The following is a 22,817-nucleotide window of genomic DNA, read 5'->3' as shown; positions in this document are numbered from 1 at the left end:
GATCCGGCGGAGACTGAGCCTGTGGCTTTCGGTGGCTGCCTCGAGCTTGCAAGGCGCCGTGACCAGGCCAACAGAGATCGCTTCGCTCCGGATCGGACGACTGGGCATCAGTGCCTCCAGGTGCCCCATGGGGTCTGGCCTCAGGCGTGACCGCACACCACCCGCGGGCGGAGCACCCGACGCAGAAGTTCGACACCCTGACCCGATTGCCGCAGTCCTCGACTTTCTCGCCGGACGCATCCAGTTTATCGCCGCTGACCGGGCCGACACCACGTTCGAGGTCCTGCTTGGGGATGGCTGGAAGGGCGGGACGTGAAGGCGGCGGAGCAGGTCACGGTCGCGTACGAGGCGCCCGGACCCCGACCGCCGAGAGATCCACCCAACAGGTGGAGGGCCGAGCAGGAAAAAGCGCCGAATGAGCGAAAAAGCCGCAGGCTGGATGTGACTCAGCACGCCCACGTATCTGCCGATCAGCCGCGAAGCTCCGCCGCTGTCACCCTCCGTAGCGGCGGGCCCGACCTCGCGGCGTGACGAAGACACCGATCGAAAGGCGCACGTAGCTCATGAACGACGTCACAGGTAAGGCGACCACCTCGGATGCCGGGATTCCGGTCGAGAGCGACGAGCACTCGCTCACCGTCGGCGCCGGTGGCCCGATCCTCCTGCAGGACTCCTATCTGATCGAGCAGATGGCGCAGTTCAACCGGGAGCGCATTCCTGAGCGGCAGCCGCACGCCAAGGGCAGCGGCGCCTTCGGCCACTTCGAAGTCACCGCGGACGTCAGCGCCTACACGAAGGCCGCGGTCTTCCAGCCTGGCACGCGTACCGATCTGGTGACCCGGTTCTCGACCGTCGCCGGCGAGCGCGGGAGCCCGGACACCTGGCGTGACCCGCGCGGATTCGCGGTCAAGTTCTACACCACCGATGGCAATTACGACATGGTGGGGAACAACACCCCGGTCTTCTTCGTGAAGGATCCGATGAAGTTCCAGCACTTCATCCGCTCCCAGAAACGTCGTGCGGACAACAACCTCCGCGACCACGACATGCAGTGGGACTTCTGGACCCTCTCACCCGAGTCCGCACACCAGGTCACGTGGCTCATGGGCGATCGGGGCATCCCGCGCAGCTGGCGCCACATGAACGGCTACACCTCGCACACGTACATGTGGATCAACGCGCAGGGCGAGCGGTTCTGGGTGAAGTACCACTTCAAGACCGACCAGGGCATCGAGTTCTTCACCCAGGACGAGGGTGACCAGATGTGCGCGGTCGACACCGACTACCACACCCGGGACCTTTTCGAGCACATCCGGGACGGCGACTACCCGAGCTGGACGCTGCATGTGCAGGTCATGCCGTACGACGAGGCAGCCACCTACCGCTTCAACCCGTTCGACCTGACCAAGGTGTGGCCGCACAGCGACTACCCGCTGATCGAGGTCGGCAGGATGACCCTCGACCGCAACCCCACGGACAATCACGCCGAGATCGAACAGGCCGCGTTCCAGCCCAACAACCTCGTCCCCGGCATCGGCCCCAGCCCCGACCGCATGCTGCTGGCGCGACTCTTCTCCTACGCCGACGCGCACCGTCACCGCATTGGCGGCAACTACCAGCAGCTTCCGGTCAACGCTCCCATTGCGCCGCTGAACACATACTCCAAAGACGGAGCCATGGCATACCGCAAGACCGAGGACCCGGTCTACGCCCCCAACTCCAAGGGCGGCCCGGCAGCCGACACGGGCCGCTACGCGCCGCCGAGCTGGCACGCGGACGGCGACATCACGCGCGCTGCGTACGTCGACCATGCCGATGACGACGACTGGGGTCAGCCGGGCACGCTGGTGCGCGAGGTCCTCGACGACGCCGCACGCGACCGTCTCGTGGACAACGTCGTCGGGCACCTGCTCAACGGGGTGAGTGAACCCGTCCTCGCCAGGGCCTTCGAGTATTGGTCCAACATCGACAAGTCCCTCGGTGAGCGCATCCAGCAGGGCGTGCAGGCCAAGGCTGACGAGAAGGACCCCAAGGCGGAGGAGCAGGGAAACCCTGCCCGGAGCGACATGCAGAGGAAGGCCTGAGCTCTCGAACTCGTGGCCCGCTCTGAGACCAATTCTCGGTCTCGCTCCATGGACCGCACGTTGCCAGCGCTACGCATCAGAGCTTTCGCCAGCGGGCGCTGGCCCAGGAGAACATCCCGTAAGCCATGAGGCCGACCGCGATGAACATCAGAAGCCAGGGACCGACAGGTGTATCGGCGAAGGAGCGCAGAGTGTCGTCCATACCCTTGGCCTTGCCGGGCTTGTGCTGGACGGCCGCCGTGAGGGCGAAGCCGCCCGCGACAGCGAAGACGACTCCCCGAGCCGTACCGCCGAACACCCCGGCCACAGTGACCATCTGACGGGTCTTCGGCGTCACCCCGGACATCTTCAGGTGCTCTTGGAACTTGCGACGGAGGGCCCTCACCGCGATCCATACACCGGCCGCGGCCACCGCGGCGCCGACGGTGGCGACGATCCACTGGCCTGCCGGCCAATCCAGGACCTTCGCCGTAATGTCGCGGGAGTTCTCGTCCGTGGATCCGCTTCCGCTGCTCTTGTCGCCAGCCGCGTAGGACAGCACGGAGTACGAGACGAATCCGTAGAAGACAGCACGGCCTGCGGCCATGGCCCGCTTGTTCGCCCTCCTGCCATCGGGCCCTGCCTGGCCGAACGCAGCCCCGGACAGCCTCCACAGGGCCATACCTGCCAGGGCTGTGCCGAGCAGCCAGAGCAGAGCGGCACCGAAGGGCTTGCCCGCGATCTCCGCGATGGCACCGCCCCGGTCCGCCTGCTTGCCACCTCCGCCGGAGAAGGCGATCCGCAGCGAGAGAACGCCGATCAGGACGTAGATGATCCCGCGAGCGACGAACCCCGCACGGGCTCCCGCTGCAACTGCCGTGCTGTTCGCGGCGCGTCGCGCCTGACCGCGTCCGCGTGCCGCTGCTGATCCAGGAGTCATACCCACCGTCTGCCCCCAATGGAGGAGTCGACCCCTGGCACATTCCCGAGTCGTGTCTGAGTAATTGTCAAGACCTGTGGATCAATTGCTGCTCTCGATGAACGCGCTTCGATTGATGGTGATCGTGGCGAGTAGATCGTCGATCAGACAGTCCACTGCTGCGCCGGCCTCTGGTGCGAAGTCGCTGACGCGGTGAGCCATGTCGGTCATGTCCGAGGGGTTGAAGCTCCAGCCCTGGATGAGACTTCATCCCGCTTCCACCCGGGCAATTCTGCCGTCCTGGGACTTCACCCGCAGCCAGCCGGTGCATTCGTCGGAGAAGTCGAAGGGCAGAAACACGGTGCCGCCCGTCGGCGTCAGCTCGCGGACCAGCTCAACCCATTGTTCCAGGAGACCGGCGAGCTGCTGTGGCACGTTCTTGGTGGCCGTCGTGGTGGGATCGTTGGCGAAGTAGAACGAGTCGGACACGTGCTGCCATGTGCCGAGACTCAGCACGAGGTCGTCGTGGATGTCTCGATCAGTGGTGCGCTCAAGACGCACTGCGACATGGTTCACGACGATGAGTCTAGTTTCGGACGGAGGCTGCTCATGCTGCGATCCCTGCATACGCAGAGCCCTCCGCTCGGAGATCAGTTGGAGGGAGTGTCTGTCTGATCAGTGGTACTGGGTCGGGCAGAGGAGGAGGTCGGCGTCGTCCCTGAAGCGTGGGCTTGCGGGCGGTAAGGCTCCGATCGGAGAGACGACAGGAAGAGCAACGTGGTGACGCTGCGGGGCGTCGGAGTCGAGATGTTCTCCACCAGTCTTTTCCCCCTGTCACGTAGGCGGAGCAACCTCGGTGAAGGCAAGAGTGTGGATTGTCGGTGCATGGGCCGCAGAGAGACGGGCACACGGACAAAGCACGGCAGAGACCAAGCGCCCGCAAGATTCGCTGGTGGCGGGGTTTTTGACCCGTTCCCGGCTATGCAGACGGCGGGAAGCGGATGCCGTCGGGCGGACAGAAGGCCGACGCATACCGACGAGACTTGATGAGAGGAACACCCATGATTGTGCTCGGAGCCATTCTGCTCGTAATAGGCCTGTTGGTCGGTATCTCGTTGCTGACGACGGTCGGCGGCGTCCTCGTCGTGGTCGGTGCAGTCCTGTGGATCCTCGGCGCCAGCGGGCGCACAGTGGGGGGACGTAGGCACTACTTCTAGGGAAGCGTCGATCGGTGTCCACGCGGACCGCGACACCACGCACCCTTAGGGCAGGCCGGGACCCTGCGGACCTTCGCGTTCCGCAGGGTCCCGGCCTGCGTTTCCCGCGCGTCCTTGCCTGCTCACTCTCGCCGGCGATTCGGCGTGTATTTGGGCTCTACGCCAGGGCGTCGTGCTCCTGCACGGGCCATAGCGGACGCCAATGAACCGAAGAGGCTCGACTATTTACCCGTAGAGCCGGTCACAGGACGTGTGTGGGACGTTCTGGCACGGCGTGACTGTTTGTGACGACTTGGCCGTTCGAGCGGATGCGAGACTCGGCCGGAATCGTGGACGACGAGTTGTTGACACTGATCGAACCGTTGCGGTCTTCCTGGCCGCAGGGGGCAGGGGGCAGGGGGCAGGGGGCAGGGGGCAGGGGGCAGGGGTGCCGGCGTCAAGGGTGGCGGAGGTGGCGCGGGCGGCGGCGATGGATACGCCGCCGGACTCGGTGCGCAGCACGACGGTGCCACTGGTGGCCTCGGCGAAGTTGAGGTCGCCCCTTTGCGTGCTGATCTGTGCGGGGCCGTTCAGGCGGCCGATGAAGATGTCACCGTCGAGGAGGGTGAGGCGGGCACTTGCGCCTTCGTCAGATCTTGACGGGTCCCTGTGCGCGGTCGAAGGTGACATCGCCGAGCCCTCCGGCGCCTCGGAGTTCGGCGGCGGCGGATTTTGCCTCGACGCGGGAGCCGGCTGGCAGCTGGATGGTGACCTCGACGGATCCGGTGTTGCCGAGGATCCGGGGTTCTTGGGTGCTGCCGCCCCGATGCGCAATACCACCGTCGGCGACGGCGTACCGCGCGGCGGCCTTCACGTCGCGGTCTTGGAGGCGTCGGCGGACAGCCTGAACGACACCGTCGACGCGCACGGCTGCGCGCAGCGAGGGACCAGCACGAGCCGGCTTCTGCCCGGACGCGACGACTGCACAGCAGGCCCTGAGCCGGACGACCTCCCCGCTGCGCTACTTCCCAGGCCTCCTTGCGGCCCCCGGGACATACGTGGTCACCATCGACGCCAAGTCCTCGATACGAAGCGCAAGTTCCGGATGCTTCGCGCCATCTCCTGCAAATGCGCCGTGGCAGGACTCCAGTACATGGGCACCCACGCACGCACCCGCCCCACAGGGCAGGCCGGTTCAGATGTCACCCGATCGTGCATCAGCCCCATTCCCGTCGCGAGGCGATCGCTCGATCCGACCTCTATACGTGGCCCTCCCGCTCGTAGATCCTCTGTAGCTGTGACAGAGACGACGAGCACCCCCTCATGGCCCACTTGCATCAGCGCGATCACCTTGTTCGTCGAGGACTTGGACGCCACAAAACGGTTCTACCGGGAGGTCTTCGGACTGCCGGTGGCCTTCGAGAATGACAACTCGGCTGTCTTCGAATTCGGCAACACCGTCATCAACCTGCTGAAGACCACCGCAGCGCCTGACCTCATCGAGCCAGCTCGCGTTGCCCAGGCTGACGCCGGCTCCCGCTTCCAACTCACCCTGCCCGTAGACGATGTGGACGCGAAGTGTAAGGAACTGGCCGCGCGCGGCGTGACACTGCTCAATGGCCCCATGGACCGGCCCTGGGGAATACGGACCGCCAGCTTCCGCGACCCCGGCGGCCACATCTGGGAAATCGCCAAGTGACTGCGGCGCGGGACCCCGAGGTGTCCTGGACATGGGCATGTCGTGCAGACTGCGGGCATGTTTTCCTGGCGGAGCTACGCGTTGGCCGCGGTCCTGGCCATAATCATGGCGTTGACCGGAGCGTGGCGGGCCACGGCCGGCACGGGGCCGCACGACATCAGCAGGCCGGTCTTCTATCTGAGCCTGCACCCTGAGACAGCCCCGCCCAGCAGCAATGTGCTGGCCGTCGAGGTCGATTACGACGGGCCCCTGCGCACCGGCCGGATCACCGTCGACGCCGGCGGTATCAAGGGCGTGGCGCAGATCAGCGAGGCGGGCGACGGCTGCTCCCCGCGGGAGGGCATCTTCCGCTGCGACATGAACCTGAACCCCAAGGCGCAGGGCTGGTCGCACAAGGAACTGGTCATGCGTCCGGCGACGGGAGCCAAGGCCGGGGATTCCGGAGTTCTGCGGTACACGGTGACCGCCGCGGGTGTGTCCCCTGTCCGGGGCAGCATCACCGTGATCGCCGGACGACCGGAGCTCCGCGTCAACGAGGGCAAGGACGTGCGGGGGCACGGCCCCGGGGACGCGTTCGACGTACCGGTTCTCATCCGGAACAGCGGTGATGTGCCCGCGCGCGGTGTGGCGTTGGGCTTCGATGGGGCCGGGGACGTGCACCAGGCGGCGGGCCACCGCAACTGTGCACGGCTGTCCGACACCGGCGAGACCAGGTGTCTGTTCCCCGACGCCGTCATTGCGCCGGGCGAGACGTGGCGCGTGGCTCCCCTTCCGAGGGTCAGGACGAGCGAGGATGCCGTGGACGCGCGGCTGAGCTATGCGGCCTCTGCGTACAACGCCGACCTGAAACCGGGCGACCTGGGACGTGATCCGCAGCGCGGCAAGGGTCCGGCGCTGCGCCTGGAACGGGATCCCGGCGATGGCGGCGACTGGCTCTTCACCACCGATGCGGGCAGCCCGGCCACCATCGATGTCCCGGTGACCAACGACGCGGACTTCGAAGCGCGCGGCGATTCGCTGAGCGGGGAGGTCGGCACGGAGCACAAGGTCAGCATCGGCTACGTCAACCATGGCCCCGCCGATCCGAATGTGGCCAAGGTACGGGCGGTGTTCACCGTGCCGCCTGGGGCGAAGGTGGTGCAGGCGCCTTACGACCCTGAGCTCGAGGAGGAGGAATGGGAACAGCACTGTCTGACCCACGATGGCGGGCGTACGTACACCTGTGACGGGAACACGAAGGTCGGCCGCGAGAATCTCTTCGAGTTCACGCTGCGGATCGTCAGGAAGGACAGCCGGCCGGGGTCCGTGGCCGTGTCGGCGGAAGTCATCCATGACAATGCCCGCACGCGCCTGCCGGATCCGCGGCCGGCCAACGACAAGGTTGCGGTCCGGCTGACGGCATCCGGCCCCGCCCCGGCGGCGGACACCGACACGGACGCCGGCGGTCTGGGGGTATGGACGCTTACGGCTGGAGCGGCGGCTGTGGTGGGGGCGGGTGGTGTGCTGGTGGTGCGGCGGATGCGCAGGGAGCCATTGGCGGACCCGGCTGAAGAGGGCGAGCCCGGCAAGGGCGCGCCCGGGGCGGGGTAAGGCTTGCCCGGAGTCGTCCTCGCTGTCCTGGCCTTGATCGCCATCCACCAGGAGAGATCTTCTCTCGCCAGAGCGCAGATCGGAAATACTCAACGTGGAAAGAACATGGGCAGGCGAGCCTGCCGCCGGAAAGCTCGGCGGAACACGCTCTACTGAGCCTCGCAGTCTGGAACGGATCTCGACGGCGAGTCAGACCAGGTCAGACCAGGAGACCGATGCTGGTCATCAGCATCACTACCGCCGATGCGCCGTGAATGCCGTAGGCGGCGGCCTTCGGCCCACCGCTGCGCAGCACAACCACAGCATCTCCGGCGGGTATCGCAGCGAGTGCCATCACGTACCAACCCAGCGGTATCGTCGTCGCGACGAGCATCAGAACGAAGACAAAGACGAAGACCCCGCACGCGATCTCGCGCAAACCCTTCACGCGTAGCCAGGGCCGGCTAGCGGGGTCGTCCGCCGGTGTATCGGGAATGCCGAAACCGACGGTGGCCTGTGGCGTCGTGAAGGCGCGCCCGCCCATGAAGATGAGGGCCGCGCCGAGCAGGGCCGGCGAGCACATCGATCGTCGATCCGCCGGACCCAAAGGACGTCGATCGGGTTCCGGGGGTCCTTGCGGTCACGGCCCGAGTCGCGAGACGACGCCGCGCTGTCATGGGACGAGAACGATCCGACCGCGGTCGCCGCCCTTGTCCATCGCCTGGTAGGCACCGGCTGCTTCGTCGGCTGCGCGACGGTGTGGACGCGAGCCGGCAGTTCCCCCGTCGTCACCCGTGCGAGCAATGGGGAGAGAAGCGCACCGTCGGGATGGGCGAAAACGACCTCGACGGCGATGCCGCGCTCCTGGGGAAGCCGCGAGGCCGGCTGCATGCCGACGAAACGGCAACCGTCGCGCACAGCACGTAGGGCGTTGTGACGCTGCGGCTGCTTCGGGCGTAACGGCGAGGCGGGCACCTGGCTGTACCGTCCGCCCGGGTTTCCCACCCCTCGACCGGTCGGGCGCGGGGAAGCCCGGAGCGACCCGGGCGGGTCGGGCGCGACTGCGAGTACGGATGCGGTCCGTGAGTCGCTCAACCGCGGGGCGAGTGCACCTTGTCGGCGGTGATGGTCAGGATGACGCGCTCCTGGTCGCGCCCGCCGAACCACGGATAGGGCCCGCCTAGGTACTTGTGCGCCACTTTGTCGATGTGCGTCTCGGCGCCCTCGGTCGTGGACGAAATGACGCGGCCGCGGATTGCCCAGTAGCGGGAGGGCTCCGCCGGATCTGCGATGGCGACGGCGACGCGCGGATCACGGTGGATGTTCTTCATCTTCTGGTGGCTGGTCACCGTGTTGATGACTACATGTTCCCCGTCGGTGTCGACCCAGGTCTGGGTGATCTGCGGCGAACCGTCCGGCATGAGCGTCGTCAGGAAACAGATGGCCGGGCCGCCCATGGCCTCGGTCAGCTCACTAGGCAATGTCATGTCGGGCAACTTTCTCGTGTGGCGCCGGAGCACCCACCCAATCAGAACCTCCCGCCCCTCTGCCACCACCGTTCTAGTCTCTCCCTGGACGTCGAGCGTGCCCCACTCTTGTGCGAGCGCGATGGCATCGGCGAGGACTGCGCCCTCCTCGTACGCCATGGAGTGGGCACCATGTCCGAGTGCCGCACGAGCGGGGCCTGGCCGCACGTCCCGTGGAGGCTGTCCGGCGACCAACCCCAGCGGATGTCGCGGTGGTTGGCTTGGTCGTCCCCCGGGCCAACGTCCTCGCCGTCGAGCTCCACTCCGCCGCTCTTTGGCGTTGACTGCATGGCTCGCGTTCGTCGGCCTTGGCCCCGGTCAGGGCGAAGGCGATAGGCAGGCCCTGAAGGGTGCAGACCAGGTAGAGGTGCAGGCGCAGGCCCCAGAAGAAGCGGCTGTGGCTGGCGCAGTAGCCGTATTCGGCCCATCCGGCCAGGCCGGAGCGTTTGACGGTCTCGCGGGAGCGTCCGCATTCCACCGGGGTGGAGTCCACGCCCCATACGTCGTCGCTCCACACCGAGGTGGTGGTGGCCAGGATCCGGTTGACGCTTCGCATCAGACCGGCGGCCTTGCGCAGCCGCTTGTTGTAGCCGGGCTGCTGGGGCAGGTAGGGGAAGAGGTGGCGCAGGTGGGCACGGGCATGGCGGAGCTATTTGGCCTCGGAGGTGTAGCCGAGTATGGCCTGCATCGTGGCGAGGGTGACCAGTTCGGCATCGCTCTGGCGGGGCGTAATGCCGACCGGCGGGCGCCGCGGCGCCAGGTCGGGATGCTCCTTCAGCATGTCGTCGGTCGTCGCATAGAGTGCTGTCGCGAGGGTGTCCACGTCGTTTGTCACAAAACGATCTTGGACACCCTCGTTCTCGTCTCCGCAGGCACCCCTTGGACCACACCACCAGGAGGAACCAGTGTCGTACCCGAAACTGCTCACCCCCGAGGAGAAGCTCGCCGACGCGAAGAAGCTGTTGAGCCTCCCGCGCATCGTCGTGATCTGCGGCTCCACCCGCTTCATGACCGAGATGAACGAGGCCGATCTGCGGGAGACCAAAGCCGGAAAGATTGTCGTCAAACCGGGCTGTGACATGAAGTCGCCGCACGAACTTTGGTCCGATCCTGTCGAGGCCGAGGCGCTGAAGGTTCGACTCGACGATCTGCACCGGGCGAAGATCCGGCTCGCTGATGAGGTGCTCGTAGTCGGCGACTACATCGGAGACAGCAGCCGAGCCGAAATCGCCTACGCCCGGTCGCTGGGCAAGCCCGTGCGGTTCACGCACCCCGAAGTCGACCCTGACGCCTGACCGCCCGCTGCCACCTCGCCAACCAGGGCTGGCAGCCCGCCGCCTGACCGTCTCGCGGTGGCTTCGGCCGCCGCCCACCCCACGCCCTCCGCAGGCATCCCTTGGAGTTGATCATCTAGGAGCATGCGCCACGGCTCCGTGTGCGAGACGCACTGAGGTTTTCTCAGTGGCGCGATTCTTCCCAACCCGTTTGGCGCTGATCGTCGCGATGACAGCTCTGTCGCCGATTGGGCCATCGGGCAGGGGCGTTGCTCGAGATGGTCTGTTTCAGGATGCCTTTTGGTCGGCGGGCTTCTCGATCTCGGTGGTCACCCGTGCCCCTCGGAAGAGCACCGGGAGCCACAGGAGACATGCCAGCAGGGGGACCGCGGCGTAGGTGGCCATGCCCACACCGGAGCCCAACCCGTCCATGAGCGCGCCGAGGACGAGATAGCCGATGCCGATGAGCGCCGACTCCACGAATGCGATCATCGACAGCAGGCTCGCCCGGTGGCGCGACGGCACTGCCTCGTTGAACACGTTGTCCACGATCACGGCGGTGATCTCGGGAATCCCGACCAGGATCAGGAACGCGGCGATGGTGACCCAGACAAGGCCGAGGCCGCTCAGGCCGAGTGCCACGGCGAGCGCCAGGAGAGACACCGGGACGATGACCCGATACCCGATGCGCCGGTCCGCGCGGTCCGACACCAGCGGAGTGAGCCCGCCGGTGAAGAATCCCGCCGATATGACCACGCTGACCAATGCGGTGCCCGCTCCCTGATCGGAGAGGGTCTTCTGCGTAAAAATGATGTACGGCGTCAAAGTCGCATGCATCAAGCCGGACACCACGACAAGCGTCACGAGCGCCGGCGTGGCGACCCGAAGCATCGCCCGCCAAGCTGTGGCGTCGCCGTGCTCCTCGGCTCCGTCCTGCTCGTCCACCGCGTCCGCGCCGCGGATTTCGGGCACCCTTGACATCAGCACCACCACGGCCAGGACGAGGCACGCCGCCGAACCGACGTAGACGACTCCCCAGGAGATCTGCTGCAGTTGGCCGCCGAGGACGATGGCGGCTCCCGAGGTGACCGTCCCGAGCATGGTGAACCGGGACTTGATCTTGACGTAGTTGGCCGTTGCACCACGACGCACGAGCAGGTCGTACAGCAGGGCGGTGTCCGAACCGGACACACATGCCATGCCCACACCCTGCCCGACGAACAGCGCCAGGAACACCCAGTAGTTGGAGAACGTCCCCTGGCCGAGCAGACATCCAGCTATCAGCATCTGGCCGATCACGATGCTGGCACGCCTGCCGATTCGGTCGGCGATGACTCCCGTCGGCAACTCCGCAAGTCCGCTGACCAGGTAGAGCAGTGTCTGCAGTAGGGCCACTTGCCCGGCGGAGAAGCCTCGCTGCTGAAGGAAGAGGACGAATACGCCGCGCTGGAACAGCGTGTTGGCGAGCACGGCGTACACGTAGAACGGGCGCGTGACACTTCGTGCTGCATCGTCGACTGCAGCCGACCCGCCAAGGGCCTCCGTGGTGCCGGTCATGCTGCGGGCTCCCCTGGTGACTCCGGTGATCATTAGTGCTGGGTCGCCGCCGCCGACCGGAACCTCCAGTCCATACTTCGCGCAGGATATTGGGCCGGCCATCCGGGAACCGTTGCCAGCGCCGCGGCCATCTTCAGTGGTGGGTCAAATGCTGGAAACAGTAGCGTGCATCTTCAGGGAACGGTTGCGTACATCTTGGAGCCAACGTGGGCGTGAAGTCAGGGAAATCCCAGACCTCGTCACTGAAAAATGATCTTTGCGAAGCTACGTGAACCGCTCGATTCGGGACGGGTGGGGCAGGCGGGGCCCGATCGTCGAGAGACGTGAAGCCCCTGGTAGGACGGTTCTCACCACAAGATCGTCCGCTGAACCAGAGGCTTCACGTTGGCCACCTGTGCGGCCACGCTCGATGTCCCGCGCCACATCGTGGTGCACCTCTCCCGGCTGCTTGCCGCGTATCGCCGTCATCTGGGCACCCCGCGGGGCTCGCGGACACTGGGCACGTTCCGGCAGGCGGTCCTCGTGCTGCGCTGGTTCCGTGAACGGGGCTGCGTGCACTGCCTGGCCAGGGACGCTGGCATCTCCCAGGCCACCAGCTATCGCTACCCTGCACGAGGGCATCGACATCCTCGCGGCCCAAGTATCCGGTCTGCACGAGGTGTTGGACCGCTGCCGCGAGGAGGAGATGAGTCACGTCATCCTCGCGGCATGCTCATAGAGAGCGACCGCCTGGCCGGCACTCGGGACAACGGCAACGACCTGTGGTTCAGCCAGAAACTCAAGAGCCTTGGCGGCACCGTTCAGTTCCGGTCCGCCCCGGACGGCACCCCGCTGCGGGTCTCCGATGCCGAGCCGGGCTCCACCCCGGACATCACCGCCGCCCGGCTACACGTCCTGCCCGCGTTGTACAAGGCAGCCGCAGACGGCCTGCCCACCCTGGCCGACAAGGGATACATCGGCGCCGGCATCCGCGTCCCGGTCCGCCGCCCGAAGGGGAAGCGGAACAAGCCCTCGACGCCGACTCCCGCGCCACGAACTGCCTGGTCAGAGACCTCCGCACCCTCGGTGAGCGCACCGCTGCCGAACTCAAAGAACGCTGGCGCACGCTCAAGCGCGTCACCCTCGGCCCCAGCCGTATCGGCGACATAGCCCGCGCCGCCCATGCCCTCAACCGCCACTGGAAGTGATCTTCACTGAGAAGACCTCACTGAGTGTCCAACTGCGTGACAACCACGACGCACAACCGCGAACACCCGTGGACGTCAGCGGACCGTCAGTGCAGGTGACAGGCGCAGCGGCCCAAGGACAGCGAACGTCCCGAGTTGCTTCGGGACGAACCAGTCACTCCGCAAAGGGCCCAGGCGCCGGAGAGTACTGCGAGCGCTGGCCTCCGACCTGCCGATCGCCTGGCGCGCCGCCGATTCCGCCTATGGCCAGGAGTGGGGATTCTGCCGCTTCCTGGAGGAGGCCGGTCTCAGCTACGTGCTCGCCGTCCCGAAGTCACAGCAGGTCAAGTCGCTTGTCGGGATCTGGCGCATCGACCAGCTCATCAGTGAGGCACCAGACGATGCCTGGCAGCAACTCTCCTGCGGTGATGGCGCCAAGGGCCCGAGCCTGTTCAACTGGGCTTCCGCGAAGCTGCCGGTCATCGACTTCTTCGACGGTGACGAGCCCACGCACCGCCGGTGGGTTCTGGCACGCCGCAGCATCAAGAGGCCGGACGAAATCGCCTACTACCTTGCCTATGCGCCGACCGGCAGCACGCCCGCTGACCTGGTGCGCATCGCCGGCTCCCGCTGTGCCATCGAGGAGTGCTTCCAGGCCGCGAAGAACGAGTGCGGCCTGGACGAGTACGAGGTCCGCCGCTGTCCGGGCTGGTATCGACCCGTCACCTTGGCGATGCTCGCCCACGCCTTCCTCGCCGCGATGGCCGCGGCCGCCGGCCTGTAATCAGAGTGACGCTCGGTCAGGGAGAGTGAGGCGGGGCCCAGGGACTTTGCCGACCTGGAGGGCGGCGAAGTCGGTGTGGGCCGTTCGGCGACTTCCACCAGCAGCTCCCCGACCTCTCATGACCGCGGCGAGGCCGCGTCCAGGAGAGCACGTCCAGCCTTGGCGAGATCGTGCGTGGCCGTGCGACGGCCCGGCAGCTGTCGATCAAGCCGGCGTCTCGCAGGATTGCCAGGTGTTCGCTGGCCGTCGGGGGGACGCTCACCAGTCTGGGCACAATGGTCGTCTGCAGCGGAGTGGTGAGCGCGGCCAGGATCCTCGATCGGGTCACCCCCAGAAGACGGTCAAGCGACCTCGGAGTGGGGGTGCCGCTGTCGCCTATTCGCATCCGATGCAATTGGCGTCGGTGGGTGCACAGCGGTACAGCGGTTAGAGCTAAGCCGGTGATCTTGGACATGACGCGGCGAATCCGTGGGGCGGGATGAGCAGCGTCATCCTGAACGGTGCTGCCTTATGCGAGTAGGACACCGTGGCCCCAGGCCCCTGCCTTGGGTGGGGCGGGGGATGGGAAGCTGGCGGGTATGGATATCCGTCGCAGGAACAACGTCAGCGTCACCGGCCGTGCGGACGGGCCAGTGCTCCTGCTGGCCCACGGGTTCGGCTGCGACCAGAACATGTGGCGCCTGGTGGCTCCCACGCTGGCCAAGAGCTACCGGGTGGTGCTCTTCGACTACGTGGGCTCGGGCCGGGCGGACCCTTCAGCTTGGGACGAGCGGCGTTACAGCTCCCTGGAGGGCTACGCCCTGGATGTGCTGGAGGTCTGCGATGAGCTGGACCTGCGGGATGCGACGTTCGTGGGGCACTCGGTGAGCGCGATGGTGGGGGTGCTCGCGGCGGCGAAGGCGCCGCAACGCATCTCCCGTCTGGTGATGGTCGCGCCCTCGCCCCGCTACATCGACGACGATGGCTACCGGGGCGGGTTCAGCGCCGAGGACATCGACGAGCTGCTGGAGTCCTTGGAGTCGAACTATCTGGGCTGGTCGGCAGCGATGGCCCCGGTCATCATGGGCAACGCGGACCGCCCGGAACTCGGCCAGGAGCTGACCACCTCGTTCTGCGCGACCGACCCGGACATGGCCCGGGTCTTCGCCCGCACGACATTCCTGTCCGACAGCCGCCAGGACCTCAAGACGGTCATGGCGCCGACGCTGATCCTGGAGTGCAACCAGGACGTGATCGCTCCCCGCGAGGTCGGCGCCTACGTCCGCGACGTCATCCCCGGCAGTCGGCTGGTCACGCTGGAGGCGACGGGGCACTGCCCGCAGTTGAGCGCCCCGCAGGCCACCACAAGCGCTATCAGCGAATTCATCGGAGCAAGCCGATGATGTGCCGCACCTGCCAGGCACCCGAGCCGGGTGAGGAACACGACGTGGACGCCACGGAAGCGGTGTTCACCTCGCTGCTGGAGGACAGTGCCGAGGAGCTGTACGAGCAAGCCCCGTGCGGATACCTGTCGACGCTGATGGACGGCACCATCGCGAAGATCAACACCACCCTGCTGGACTGGCTGGGCCTGGAGAGGTCCCGGGTGGTGGGGCGGATGCGGTTCACCGACCTGCTGACCGTGGGCGGCAAGCTGTACCACGAGACGCACTTCGCGCCGCTGCTGCAGATGAAGGGCGAGGTCAGCGGCATCGCCATGGACATCAAGGCCGCCTCCGGCCAGCGGATGCCGATGCTGGTCACCTCGAAGGTGAAGACCAGCAAGGACGGCGAGCCCCTGCTGATCCGGACGACCGTCTTCGACGCCCGAGACCGCCGCGCCTACGAGGCCGAGCTGCTGCGCGGCCGCCAGGCTGCCGAGGAAGCCCGCCGGCAGGCCGAAGCGGCCCGTCAGCGCGCCGAGACCGACCGCGAGCGGCTCCAGGAGGCTCTCGCCGTCCTCCAGCAGAGCCTGCTGCCCTCCCAGCTGCCCGCAGTTCCGGGCCTGGAGGCCGGCTCCTACTACCACACGGCCTCCCCGGACCTGCTGGGCGGAGACTTCTACGACCTGTTCCCCCTGGACGCCGGCCGGTGGGCATTCTTCCTCGGCGACGTGTGCGGCAAAGGCCCCCAGGCCGCCGCCGTCACCTCCCTGACCCGCTACACCCTGCACGCCGCCGCCCTGCACGACGGCGACCCCGTCACCGTGTTGACCACCTTGAACACGGTGCTGCACGAGCGGTACACCAGCGGCGACACCCGCTTCTGCACCGCCATATTCGGCATCCTCGAACCCAACGACGGCTACGTCGGCGTGCACCTGGCCTCCGGTGGACACCCCTCCGCGCTGATCCAGCGCGCGGACGGCACCGCCGACTACCTCCCCACCCCAGGCGGAATTCTCATCGGAGTCCTGCCCCAGGCCCCGTTCACCGCCGCCCGCGCCCGGCTGCTGCCCGGCGACACCCTGCTCCTCTACACCGACGGCCTGACCGAGGCCCGAATAGGGCCAGGCCGCGAGCTGTACGGCGAGGACGCCCTGCGCACCTTCACCGCCGCCCAGCCACCGGCAGGCCCGCAGGCCCTGATCACCGCCCTGACCGCCCTGCTCGCCGGGTTCGGCGAAGGACTCGACGACGACACCGCGCTGCTCGCCCTCGGCGTGCCCGCTCCGCTTCCCACTCCCGCGAGTGAAAACCTGACATGAGCCCCCTGACGACGACCACCCGAGAGGCCGCCACCGGTCCCGTACTGGAGATCACCGGTGACCTTGACCATGAGACGGCACCCGAACTACGCAAGGCCATGGACGCCCTCACCCTTGCCGCGGGCCAACTATTGGTCCTGGATTTGGCCGGTCTGGACTTCTGCGACTCCAGCGGGATCAGCGCTCTACTGTCGGCCAGGAGCCTGGCCATCGAACAAGGCGGCGGCATAGCCCTGGCTGCGGTCCCCGCCAACACCACCCGCATCCTGGGCATCGTCGGTCTGGACCAGGTCTTCACCATCCACCCGGACGCCGCGACGGCTACCGCCTAGCAGTTCCGTCACTCACTGATCCTGCCCTGAGCAGCAGTCACGTGCTTTCGCCCGGATGATGGTCAGATGTCAGCGGTGGGTGTTTGACCCCTCGTTGCGGACGTATCGACTGCGCGGAGTTGCTGCAGTCCCTCGTGTGCGGTGTCGGCGAGGGGCAGGATGGTGTCGGTGCCGGTGATTTGTAGCAGTCGTCGCACTGCCGACTGCAGGGGCCCGGTGAGGACGAGCGGCCTGGCAATCGAGGTGTGGTCGGAGAGCGTCTGGATGAGCTGGTTGAGGAAGGTGCTGTCGGCGAAGGTCACTTCCGACAGATCGAGGAGCGTTGCGTTCGTCGACGCGTCGGACAGGACCTGTGCGAAGACTTCCTCGACGTCAGCGAGATTGTGCAGGTCCACGTCGCCGATCGGCGTGATCACCGCCACACGTTCCTGCTGATCAAGACGTACTTTCCCGCTGCCTGATGTCATGCGCAGCACCCTGACACACAGCGTGCCCCGCACGCATCCCGCTCTCCGGCACTTGTGGTGCCGGAGAGCGGGATGCGTTGACGAGGAGCCGGGCTGGACTAGTTGGTGGTCATCAGGCCGGTGCGGAGCTTCGCCACCACGCGGGTGATCAGGCGGGAGACGTGCATCTGCGAGACACCGAGTGCTTCGCCGATCTGCGACTGGGTCTGCTCCTCGACGAAGCGGAGATGGATCAGCGTGCGTTCACGCTCGTCGAGGTCGGCGATGAGCGGGGCCAGGGAGTGGAAGTTGTCGATGAGCTCGTAGGAGTCCTCTTCGAAGCCGATGAAATCGGCCAGCGCGGTGTCGGACTCGTCACCTGCGCTCATCACCGAGGCGTCCAGGGAGGAGGCGTTGTAGCCGTTGGACGCCATCTGCGCCTGGGTGACCTCGGACGGCTCCAGCTGCATCAGCTCCGCCAGCTCGGCCGTGGAGGGGTTGCGGCCCAGACGGGTGCGCAGCTCCTCGGTGGCCTTGGACAGTTCGATGCGGGCTTCCTGGAGGCGGCGCGGCACGTGCACGGCCCAGCTGGTGTCGCGGAAGAACCGCTTGATCTCACCGGTGATGTAGGGGACGGCGAACGTCGCGAACTCGACCTCACGGGTCAGTTCGAACCGATCGATCGCCTTGATCAGGCCGATCGTGCCGACCTGAACGATGTCTTCCATCTCCTCCTGGCCACGGTGACGGAACCGGGAAGCCGCGTACCGTACTAGGGAGAGGTTCATCTCGATCAGGCAGTTGCGCACGTACTGATACTCGTGCGTGCCTTCCTCCAGCTGCCCGAGCCGGCCGAAGAATCGCTTGCCGATCTCTCGCGCATCCTTCGGCGCGATGGAAGAGGGGTCGGCGTAAGCCCGCTCGACGAGGTCCTCCTGAGCCTGAGCGGCCTGGATCTTCTCCTGCGTCGTCACGGTGATCATGCGTCCCGCCCCTTTCGGTTGTTCCGAGCTTGCCTGCCGCTCCCCGTTCTGGCGCGACTACCCGGCATGGAGGCGAACATGCAAGCGGAAGCCGGAAGATCCTTCCGAGTGTCCGGTGATGAGCGACCTGTGCTCTACGGCAGGGCGAGGACGGCTGTGATGGTCTTGCCGTCGGGCTGGATGTCAACGGAGACGTGTGAGGCGAGGCGCTGGGTGATCATCCAGCCGAAGCCGCCGGGCAGTCCGGGGTTGTGGAGTACGAGGTGAGGCGTCGTCGTGCTGTGGTCGCTCACCTGTATCAACAGGGATCCGTCTTCGATGCGGGCGTGGAACCGGGTGAGCCCGCCGCCGTGCAGGATCGCGTTGGACGTCAACTCGCTGGCCACCAGCAGGGCATCCTCACGAAAACGTCTGGCCTGGCCTGAGGGCAGCCGGCAGGCGGTTTCCACAACTGCCCTGACCTCGGCGCGCGCGTCGTGACAGCGCATCTCCTGGATCTCGGGCGCCGTGTGAGTGGTCATGAAGACCTCGCCCCTCTCTGCGTCGTTCTGCGAGCTCGTCAATCGGCAGGTGTGCCGCCGCGTTATCCCACCTGCCCGACCCGTCGCACGACACTCCTCCTACCCACCCAAAGGCAGAGCGTCAACGTCATACAGCACAAGGATGGCACCTCGGACACTCTGCCAATACTGGTCCCCATCGGCTGTGTTCCGCCTTCCGCGCACGGCACGTCTGCATGCGATCGATCCAGCGAGCTTTCCGTGGAACGTCGATTTGATGCTTGAGCACGTCGGCCTAGCAGACGGGTAGTCCTTCGCAGGTGCGCAGAAGAGGGGTGGAACCGACCGTCCCAGGTCGGGTCCACCCCTCAGTCCATCGCCCTGGCGGTAGTGCTGCATCCGCCGCGGGCCGTCTTCAGTCGGCGGTGATCACCATCGGTACCAGCGGCCCTTGCGGCCGCCGCTCGCCGCCGGGCGGATCACGAAGCCGAGCAGCCACAGCACCAGGACGATGACCGCGATCCACCACAGGGCCTTCTACGCGAAGCCCGCGCCGAGGAGGATCAGAGCCAGAAGAAGAACAAGAATCAGGGAAGCCATCGTTGTCGACCTCCTGACCGCCATATGTCCTCGTCTCACTCACGCAAACGCATGAAAGAGGCGTTTGTTTTACAGAGGTGAGGGAATTTGATCGCGCCATGGTCGCTCGCTCAATGCCTTTGCCCGCACTGGTCATGCATCGGATGCCGTGGTTATCCCTCCGGGGAAAGTCGCTGCCACTCATGTTTGCGCTGTTGATCCGTGGCCACACGAACTGACAGCACATGATGTCCAAGCCAAGGGAGTGTGAGCGGACTTGACTGCCAACGAGAAGGCCAAGGCCAAGACCGAGCAGGTCACGGGCGCCGCCAAGGAGATCGCGGGACGCGCTGTCGGCAACGAACGTCTGACCGTCGAGGGCCGCACCGAGCGCAAGAAAGGCGACGCCCGAGAGGCGAAGGAGAAGATCAAGGATGTCGGCAAGCACTAGCCGACCGAACGACGCGACAGCGGTGGGGCGGACTCCTTGGGAGAGTCCGCCCCACCGCTGTCGCGTCGTTCGGTCCCCGCCGCTCGCTGCGGGGTGACCTTTGAGAACGAGGAATTCCTCTCGGCCAGGAGGACAAGGTCCTCGCAGGTTTCAGCTCAGACGCTGTTGATACGACGCTCGGTCTCTGGGACCAATAGGCTGTGGCGCCGTGGGACCTCGGCGCCCTTGTGGGCGAAGTCTGCAAGGCTTTGATCGGCTCCCGAGTAGGGGGAACACCGAGTGGTCCCTTCCGGGTTATCGCTCGTGGCGCCAACAACCCGCGAAGCGATGGGCCCCAGTCCAGCAACTGGGCCGGGGCTGGCCACACTGAGGCCCACGTGCCGGGAAAGGGGCTTCAGCCCTCGCGGGTAATGTAGTTGGCCGCCGTGGGACTGCCGCGGTGATGGGTCTGGCGGGTCAGGGGAAGCGCCGGATGGGTACGACAGCTGCTTCCCTGGCGCGCTGGAGGGTCGAACGGCGCTTCCAGCGGCCGGGCCTGATGAGCTCGCTGGGCTCGAGATCCTCGGTGAAATGGCCATCGATGCCGAGTTCCCGGGCCATGTCGGTCACCGTTCCGCCCGAGGAGGCCACGAGAGCGATCGCATCCCGCTTGAACTCCTCCGAGTACCGCTTCGTGTAATTGCTTCCCACCTGGCGCTGCTTCTGAGCTCACACGTCCCAGTCTCCAGGTGTCCGCGATCAAGGTAAAGCTTCACCAGTGCCTCAGGGAGGATGCTCGTATCGTGGCGGGCGGCGTCCAGGATCAGGGGCGCTTGGCCCGCAGCAAAGCGGGAATCTTCTTGCGGGGGGGCTTCGGCGCAGTTTGTTTCTTGGCCGTTGTCTTGGTCTTTGTCTTGGCGCTTGTTTTGGTGGCCGACGTGGTGCGAGCATCGCTATTGCTCCAGGCCCACATCCAGTGTTGCCGGCTTTCCTTGACGGCAGCGGCCCGAGCTGGCTCGTCGGCTGGTTCGGCGCGCGGGCGCCACCAGTGGACGCGGCGCGGATGCAACGCCCGGCCGAGCCTGCGGCCAAGGATGAGATACCCGAGGAAGGCGCCCGTCGCATTGAGGATCACATCGTCGATGTCGAATGCCCGGCCGGCGACCAGCAGTCCTTGAGCGATCTCTACGGTGAGCATCACGAACGCTGTCATGAGCACCACTCGGACGAAGCCCCGTGTGCGTGGGAAGATCACCGGCAGCAGGAATCCGAACGGCACTCCCAGAACGACGTTCCCTCCGACCTGCTTGATTGTGTCTCGCCAGTCAGGCTGGTTGAAGTACAGCCGAATCGAGCTGCCGGGGTGCAGGTTGGTGTGGGTCAACGGTACTGACGCGGGTGACGGGACGAGTGTGGCCTTCGCCAGCGCGACGGCGAACGCCACCATGCAGACGAAACCAACCGCCATGACAAGGGCGCGTACCAGATTCCAGCCCCATGAGTGCCGCCGCAGACGAGGTTCGGGTTCCATGCGGCGCCCACTACCCCGAAGCTGGCGCCGCACACGTCGTGCGGCCAGATGTCTGCGCTGCCGCGTGCGCCTCAACGCGTTTTCTGGGGGCGTCGGTTCCGCTTGTCGGCGCCGACAGCCTCAAAGCATGGCGCCGACATCAACTTCACCGCTCCTGTCGGCGTGTGATGGACCAGCGACCGGTGGCCGATCAGCGACGTGATGGCACGCGCCCGCGAGATCGAGAACCTCGGCTACGCATGGCTGTTCTATGGCGAAGCCGGAGGCAAGGAGTACTTCACCCAGACCGCTGCCCTGCTCGGTGGCACCGAGCGGCTGGTGGTCGGCACCGGCATCTCCTCGGCGACGATCCCGCTACCGACCCCCTGCCCGCGCCGCGCGAACTCGCCCCGGCCCTCGGCCTGGGCACCGCGTGACCGAGTTGTCGTTCCCGCCCCCCGAGGCTGCCATGTCGCGTCAAGCGGTTCGGTGGAGATCATTGGGGGTTCGGTCCGAGCGTTCGAGGATCTTGAAGAGTTGGCGGCAGACGGCTCGTTTCAGGCAGTGCTGTGCGTCGCGGGAGGTCTTGCCGTCGCTGATCCTGCGGGCGACGTATGTCTTCGTTGCGGGGTCCAGCCGCATGCGGATGAGCGTGACGGTGTGCAGAGCGCGGTTCAGCTGCCGGTCACCGCTGCGATTGATCCGGTGGCGGTTCGTGAGCCCTGAGGAGGCCGGGATCGGCGAGACGCCGGCGAAGGATGCGAAGCCGGCCTTGGAGCGGAAGCGGCCGGGGTGCGACCAGCTGACCAGCACCTGAGCCGCGGTGATGGGCCCGACTCCTTGCAGCTCCAGAAGCTCTGGAGACATCTGACGCACAAGGCCAAGGATCTCGCCCTCGAGATCCTTGGCCTCAACTTGCAGTGCTTGGACGCGCTGAGCGGTGGACCTCAGGGCCTGGATCGTCATGTGCTCGACGCTTTGGGCTGGGCGGTCGCTCAGCTGAGCGCAACTGCCGATCTGGGCCGGACGCTTGAATTTCCGCAGTTCGGCACCAAAGTCGTCGGGTGTCGAGACGATCAAGCCCTTGAACTGATTGATCGTGGCTGTGGAGGCGAGGACGGCGCCCGTTGTGGGTGACGAGGAGGACTCGCCGGGCCTCACGTTCTCCTCGGGCTAGCGGCTGGATGAGGTGCTCGCTGGCCAGGGCTTCCTGAGCCGGTTTGCCGACGTGCAGTTGCGCTGAGCCCGGATGGCCATCAGTTCGGGATTCAGCACGAGGCGCCGCCTGTTCTGTTGTCCTGCGGATCGACGGACACCAACTGCCCCCGATTTCCCCGGGCATGCTCACCGGCTCCGCTCGACGAGTCACAGCATCCGAACGCGGACCGCTCCTTTGCGGGGGACGCTGGGCCGCGCACGAGACCCGCGTTCCGCGCCGCGCCAGAACACGCCACAGCAGGGGGACGCGAGTTCGTCGTCGGCGTCGAACTGGCGGGTGCAGTCGGCGTCGTGGACCACCCCGTCCGAATCCTGCCAGAGGGCGCAGCAATCAAAGCGGCCCTTGTCGGGGGCGGGTTGGCCAAGGGCCGCCCGGGTGC

22 protein-coding genes and 5 pseudogenes are annotated in these 22,817 nt (G+C 66.5%); 12 read left to right on the top strand and 15 right to left on the bottom strand.

The genetic code is table 11. From position 1 onward, the window contains the following. Positions 1-146: 146 nt before the first annotated feature. Positions 147-345, top strand: a pseudogene (locus tag CG723_RS49270) (hypothetical protein); the annotation flags it as partial. A gap of 218 nt (positions 346-563) precedes the next feature. Continuing rightward, positions 564-2,084 (top strand): catalase, encoded by a 1,521-nt coding sequence (locus tag CG723_RS22340; RefSeq protein ID WP_100595249.1) that lies wholly within the window; start codon positions 564-566, stop codon positions 2,082-2,084. Between the two features lie 76 nt (positions 2,085-2,160). Here CG723_RS22340 and CG723_RS22335 read toward each other — a convergent pair whose 3' ends face one another. From CG723_RS22335 to CG723_RS22330, 3 genes are all read right to left on the bottom strand, one after another. After that, positions 2,161-3,003 carry a DUF1206 domain-containing protein gene (locus CG723_RS22335; RefSeq protein WP_100595248.1) on the bottom strand — a complete coding sequence of 281 codons (843 nt, stop codon included), beginning with the start codon at positions 3,001-3,003 and terminating at the stop codon, positions 2,161-2,163. An 81-nt stretch (positions 3,004-3,084) separates the two neighbouring features. Next, a complete protein-coding gene (locus CG723_RS48685) occupies positions 3,085-3,213 on the bottom strand; it encodes a hypothetical protein (protein WP_267893718.1) in 129 nt (42 codons plus the stop codon). A 36-nt stretch (positions 3,214-3,249) separates the two neighbouring features. Further along, on the bottom strand, positions 3,250-3,558 hold the full coding sequence (locus CG723_RS22330) for a hypothetical protein (protein WP_100595247.1): 309 nt from the start codon (positions 3,556-3,558) through the stop codon (positions 3,250-3,252). Positions 3,559-4,043: 485 nt separating this feature from the next. Here CG723_RS22330 and CG723_RS46950 point away from each other — a divergent pair, with 485 nt between their 5' ends. After that, positions 4,044-4,199 (top strand): DUF6131 family protein, encoded by a 156-nt coding sequence (locus CG723_RS46950; protein WP_199841850.1) that lies wholly within the window; start codon positions 4,044-4,046, stop codon positions 4,197-4,199. 628 nt (positions 4,200-4,827) lie between these two features. Here CG723_RS46950 and CG723_RS49265 read toward each other — a convergent pair. Continuing rightward, positions 4,828-5,052, bottom strand: coding sequence for a hypothetical protein (locus CG723_RS49265; protein WP_159032510.1), 225 nt, complete (start codon positions 5,050-5,052; stop codon positions 4,828-4,830). A gap of 423 nt (positions 5,053-5,475) precedes the next feature. On the opposite strand from CG723_RS49265, the gene CG723_RS22320 reads away from it, so the two are divergent. Together CG723_RS22320 and CG723_RS22315 are read left to right on the top strand one after the other, a co-directional pair. Then, positions 5,476-5,877, top strand: a complete 402-nt coding sequence (locus CG723_RS22320) for a VOC family protein (RefSeq protein ID WP_234374453.1) — start codon at positions 5,476-5,478, stop codon at positions 5,875-5,877. Between the two features lie 216 nt (positions 5,878-6,093). Continuing rightward, positions 6,094-7,467: a hypothetical protein gene (locus CG723_RS22315; protein ID WP_159032509.1), complete on the top strand. Its 1,374-nt coding sequence runs from the start codon at positions 6,094-6,096 to the stop codon at positions 7,465-7,467. Positions 7,468-7,666: 199 nt separating this feature from the next. On the opposite strand, the gene CG723_RS22310 is transcribed toward CG723_RS22315, so the two are convergent. The 3 genes and pseudogenes from CG723_RS22310 to CG723_RS22300 form a co-directional block, all read right to left on the bottom strand. After that, on the bottom strand, positions 7,667-8,029 hold the full coding sequence (locus tag CG723_RS22310; protein ID WP_100595244.1) for a DUF4267 domain-containing protein: 363 nt from the start codon (positions 8,027-8,029) through the stop codon (positions 7,667-7,669). A 508-nt stretch (positions 8,030-8,537) separates the two neighbouring features. Next, positions 8,538-9,092, bottom strand: coding sequence for a PPOX class F420-dependent oxidoreductase (locus CG723_RS22305; RefSeq protein ID WP_234374452.1), 555 nt, complete (start codon positions 9,090-9,092; stop codon positions 8,538-8,540). A 172-nt stretch (positions 9,093-9,264) separates the two neighbouring features. Continuing rightward, positions 9,265-9,807: pseudogene (locus CG723_RS22300) on the bottom strand (IS982 family transposase); the annotation flags it as partial. Positions 9,808-9,877: 70 nt separating this feature from the next. Here CG723_RS22300 and CG723_RS22295 point away from each other — a divergent pair. After that, on the top strand, positions 9,878-10,267 hold the full coding sequence (locus tag CG723_RS22295; protein ID WP_100595242.1) for a hypothetical protein: 390 nt from the start codon (positions 9,878-9,880) through the stop codon (positions 10,265-10,267). Positions 10,268-10,534: 267 nt separating this feature from the next. Here the strand turns inward: CG723_RS22295 and CG723_RS22290 are convergent, their stop codons facing one another. Beyond that, positions 10,535-11,803 carry an MFS transporter gene (locus CG723_RS22290; RefSeq protein ID WP_199841849.1) on the bottom strand — a complete coding sequence of 423 codons (1,269 nt, stop codon included), beginning with the start codon at positions 11,801-11,803 and terminating at the stop codon, positions 10,535-10,537. Positions 11,804-12,187: 384 nt separating this feature from the next. Here CG723_RS22290 and CG723_RS22285 point away from each other — a divergent pair. The 5 genes and pseudogenes from CG723_RS22285 (at position 12,188) to CG723_RS22260 (ending at position 16,771) form a co-directional block, all read left to right on the top strand. Next, positions 12,188-12,990: pseudogene (locus CG723_RS22285) on the top strand (transposase family protein). A 115-nt stretch (positions 12,991-13,105) separates the two neighbouring features. Further along, positions 13,106-13,744: pseudogene (locus CG723_RS22280) on the top strand (IS701 family transposase); the annotation flags it as partial. Between the two features lie 587 nt (positions 13,745-14,331). Continuing rightward, on the top strand, positions 14,332-15,135 hold the full coding sequence (locus tag CG723_RS22270) for an alpha/beta fold hydrolase (protein WP_100595241.1): 804 nt from the start codon (positions 14,332-14,334) through the stop codon (positions 15,133-15,135). Next, the gene (locus tag CG723_RS22265) at positions 15,135-16,439 is read left to right on the top strand and encodes a SpoIIE family protein phosphatase (RefSeq protein ID WP_100595381.1); all 1,305 of its coding nucleotides are present in this window, start codon (positions 15,135-15,137) and stop codon (positions 16,437-16,439) included. The genes CG723_RS22270 and CG723_RS22265 overlap by 1 nt, the downstream gene beginning before the upstream one ends. Beyond that, positions 16,436-16,771 (top strand): STAS domain-containing protein, encoded by a 336-nt coding sequence (locus CG723_RS22260; protein WP_100595240.1) that lies wholly within the window; start codon positions 16,436-16,438, stop codon positions 16,769-16,771. Before CG723_RS22265 ends, CG723_RS22260 begins: the two co-directional genes overlap by 4 nt. Before the next feature lie 62 nt (positions 16,772-16,833). Here the strand turns inward: CG723_RS22260 and CG723_RS22255 are convergent, their stop codons facing one another. From CG723_RS22255 to CG723_RS47690, 4 genes and pseudogenes are all read right to left on the bottom strand, one after another. Continuing rightward, a complete protein-coding gene (locus tag CG723_RS22255) occupies positions 16,834-17,238 on the bottom strand; it encodes an STAS domain-containing protein (protein WP_159032508.1) in 405 nt (134 codons plus the stop codon). A gap of 98 nt (positions 17,239-17,336) precedes the next feature. Further along, positions 17,337-18,200 (bottom strand): RNA polymerase sigma factor SigF, encoded by an 864-nt coding sequence (locus CG723_RS22250; protein ID WP_100595238.1) that lies wholly within the window; start codon positions 18,198-18,200, stop codon positions 17,337-17,339. A gap of 134 nt (positions 18,201-18,334) precedes the next feature. Then, complete coding sequence (locus CG723_RS22245; RefSeq protein ID WP_159032507.1) at positions 18,335-18,721, bottom strand: ATP-binding protein; 387 nt, start codon at positions 18,719-18,721, stop codon at positions 18,335-18,337. A 408-nt stretch (positions 18,722-19,129) separates the two neighbouring features. Continuing rightward, positions 19,130-19,300: pseudogene (locus tag CG723_RS47690) on the bottom strand (hydrophobic protein). Between the two features lie 256 nt (positions 19,301-19,556). Here CG723_RS47690 and CG723_RS22235 point away from each other — a divergent pair. After that, the gene (locus CG723_RS22235; RefSeq protein WP_100595236.1) at positions 19,557-19,730 is read left to right on the top strand and encodes a CsbD family protein; all 174 of its coding nucleotides are present in this window, start codon (positions 19,557-19,559) and stop codon (positions 19,728-19,730) included. A 456-nt stretch (positions 19,731-20,186) separates the two neighbouring features. Here the strand turns inward: CG723_RS22235 and CG723_RS49260 are convergent, their stop codons facing one another. The 3 genes from CG723_RS49260 to CG723_RS22215 form a co-directional block, all read right to left on the bottom strand. After that, positions 20,187-20,420: a transposase gene (locus tag CG723_RS49260; protein WP_100595235.1), complete on the bottom strand. Its 234-nt coding sequence runs from the start codon at positions 20,418-20,420 to the stop codon at positions 20,187-20,189. Positions 20,421-20,532: 112 nt separating this feature from the next. Further along, positions 20,533-21,240, bottom strand: coding sequence for a VanZ family protein (locus tag CG723_RS22225; RefSeq protein ID WP_100595234.1), 708 nt, complete (start codon positions 21,238-21,240; stop codon positions 20,533-20,535). A gap of 456 nt (positions 21,241-21,696) precedes the next feature. After that, positions 21,697-22,380, bottom strand: coding sequence for a transposase (locus tag CG723_RS22215; protein WP_234374450.1), 684 nt, complete (start codon positions 22,378-22,380; stop codon positions 21,697-21,699). Positions 22,381-22,817: the final 437 nt, after the last annotated feature.

The sequence above is a fragment of the Streptomyces sp. CB01635 genome, assembly GCF_002803065.1.
Lineage (GTDB): Bacteria > Actinomycetota > Actinomycetes > Streptomycetales > Streptomycetaceae > Streptomyces.
Note: the sequence above shows the minus strand (reverse complement) of the source record. Positions and strands in the feature narration are given on the sequence as shown.

What these genes read in the sequence shown, in the direction of transcription:
- CG723_RS22260 (WP_100595240.1), top strand. Translation starts at nt 16,436, where the DNA reads ATGAGCCCCCTGACGACGACCACCCGAGAGGCCGCCACCGGTCCCGTA.
- CG723_RS22310 (WP_100595244.1), bottom strand. Translation starts at nt 8,029, where the DNA reads ATGTGCTCGCCGGCCCTGCTCGGCGCGGCCCTCATCTTCATGGGCGGG.
- CG723_RS46950 (WP_199841850.1), top strand. Translation starts at nt 4,044, where the DNA reads ATGATTGTGCTCGGAGCCATTCTGCTCGTAATAGGCCTGTTGGTCGGT.
- CG723_RS22290 (WP_199841849.1), bottom strand. Translation starts at nt 11,803, where the DNA reads ATGACCGGCACCACGGAGGCCCTTGGCGGGTCGGCTGCAGTCGACGAT.
- CG723_RS22340 (WP_100595249.1), top strand. Translation starts at nt 564, where the DNA reads ATGAACGACGTCACAGGTAAGGCGACCACCTCGGATGCCGGGATTCCG.
- CG723_RS22255 (WP_159032508.1), bottom strand. Translation starts at nt 17,238, where the DNA reads ATGACATCAGGCAGCGGGAAAGTACGTCTTGATCAGCAGGAACGTGTG.
- CG723_RS22225 (WP_100595234.1), bottom strand. Translation starts at nt 21,240, where the DNA reads ATGGAACCCGAACCTCGTCTGCGGCGGCACTCATGGGGCTGGAATCTG.
- CG723_RS22245 (WP_159032507.1), bottom strand. Translation starts at nt 18,721, where the DNA reads ATGACCACTCACACGGCGCCCGAGATCCAGGAGATGCGCTGTCACGAC.
- CG723_RS22265 (WP_100595381.1), top strand. Translation starts at nt 15,135, where the DNA reads ATGTGCCGCACCTGCCAGGCACCCGAGCCGGGTGAGGAACACGACGTG.
- CG723_RS22305 (WP_234374452.1), bottom strand. Translation starts at nt 9,092, where the DNA reads ATGGCGTACGAGGAGGGCGCAGTCCTCGCCGATGCCATCGCGCTCGCA.
- CG723_RS48685 (WP_267893718.1), bottom strand. Translation starts at nt 3,213, where the DNA reads ATGACCGACATGGCTCACCGCGTCAGCGACTTCGCACCAGAGGCCGGC.
- CG723_RS22250 (WP_100595238.1), bottom strand. Translation starts at nt 18,200, where the DNA reads ATGATCACCGTGACGACGCAGGAGAAGATCCAGGCCGCTCAGGCTCAG.
- CG723_RS22335 (WP_100595248.1), bottom strand. Translation starts at nt 3,003, where the DNA reads ATGACTCCTGGATCAGCAGCGGCACGCGGACGCGGTCAGGCGCGACGC.
- CG723_RS22270 (WP_100595241.1), top strand. Translation starts at nt 14,332, where the DNA reads ATGGATATCCGTCGCAGGAACAACGTCAGCGTCACCGGCCGTGCGGAC.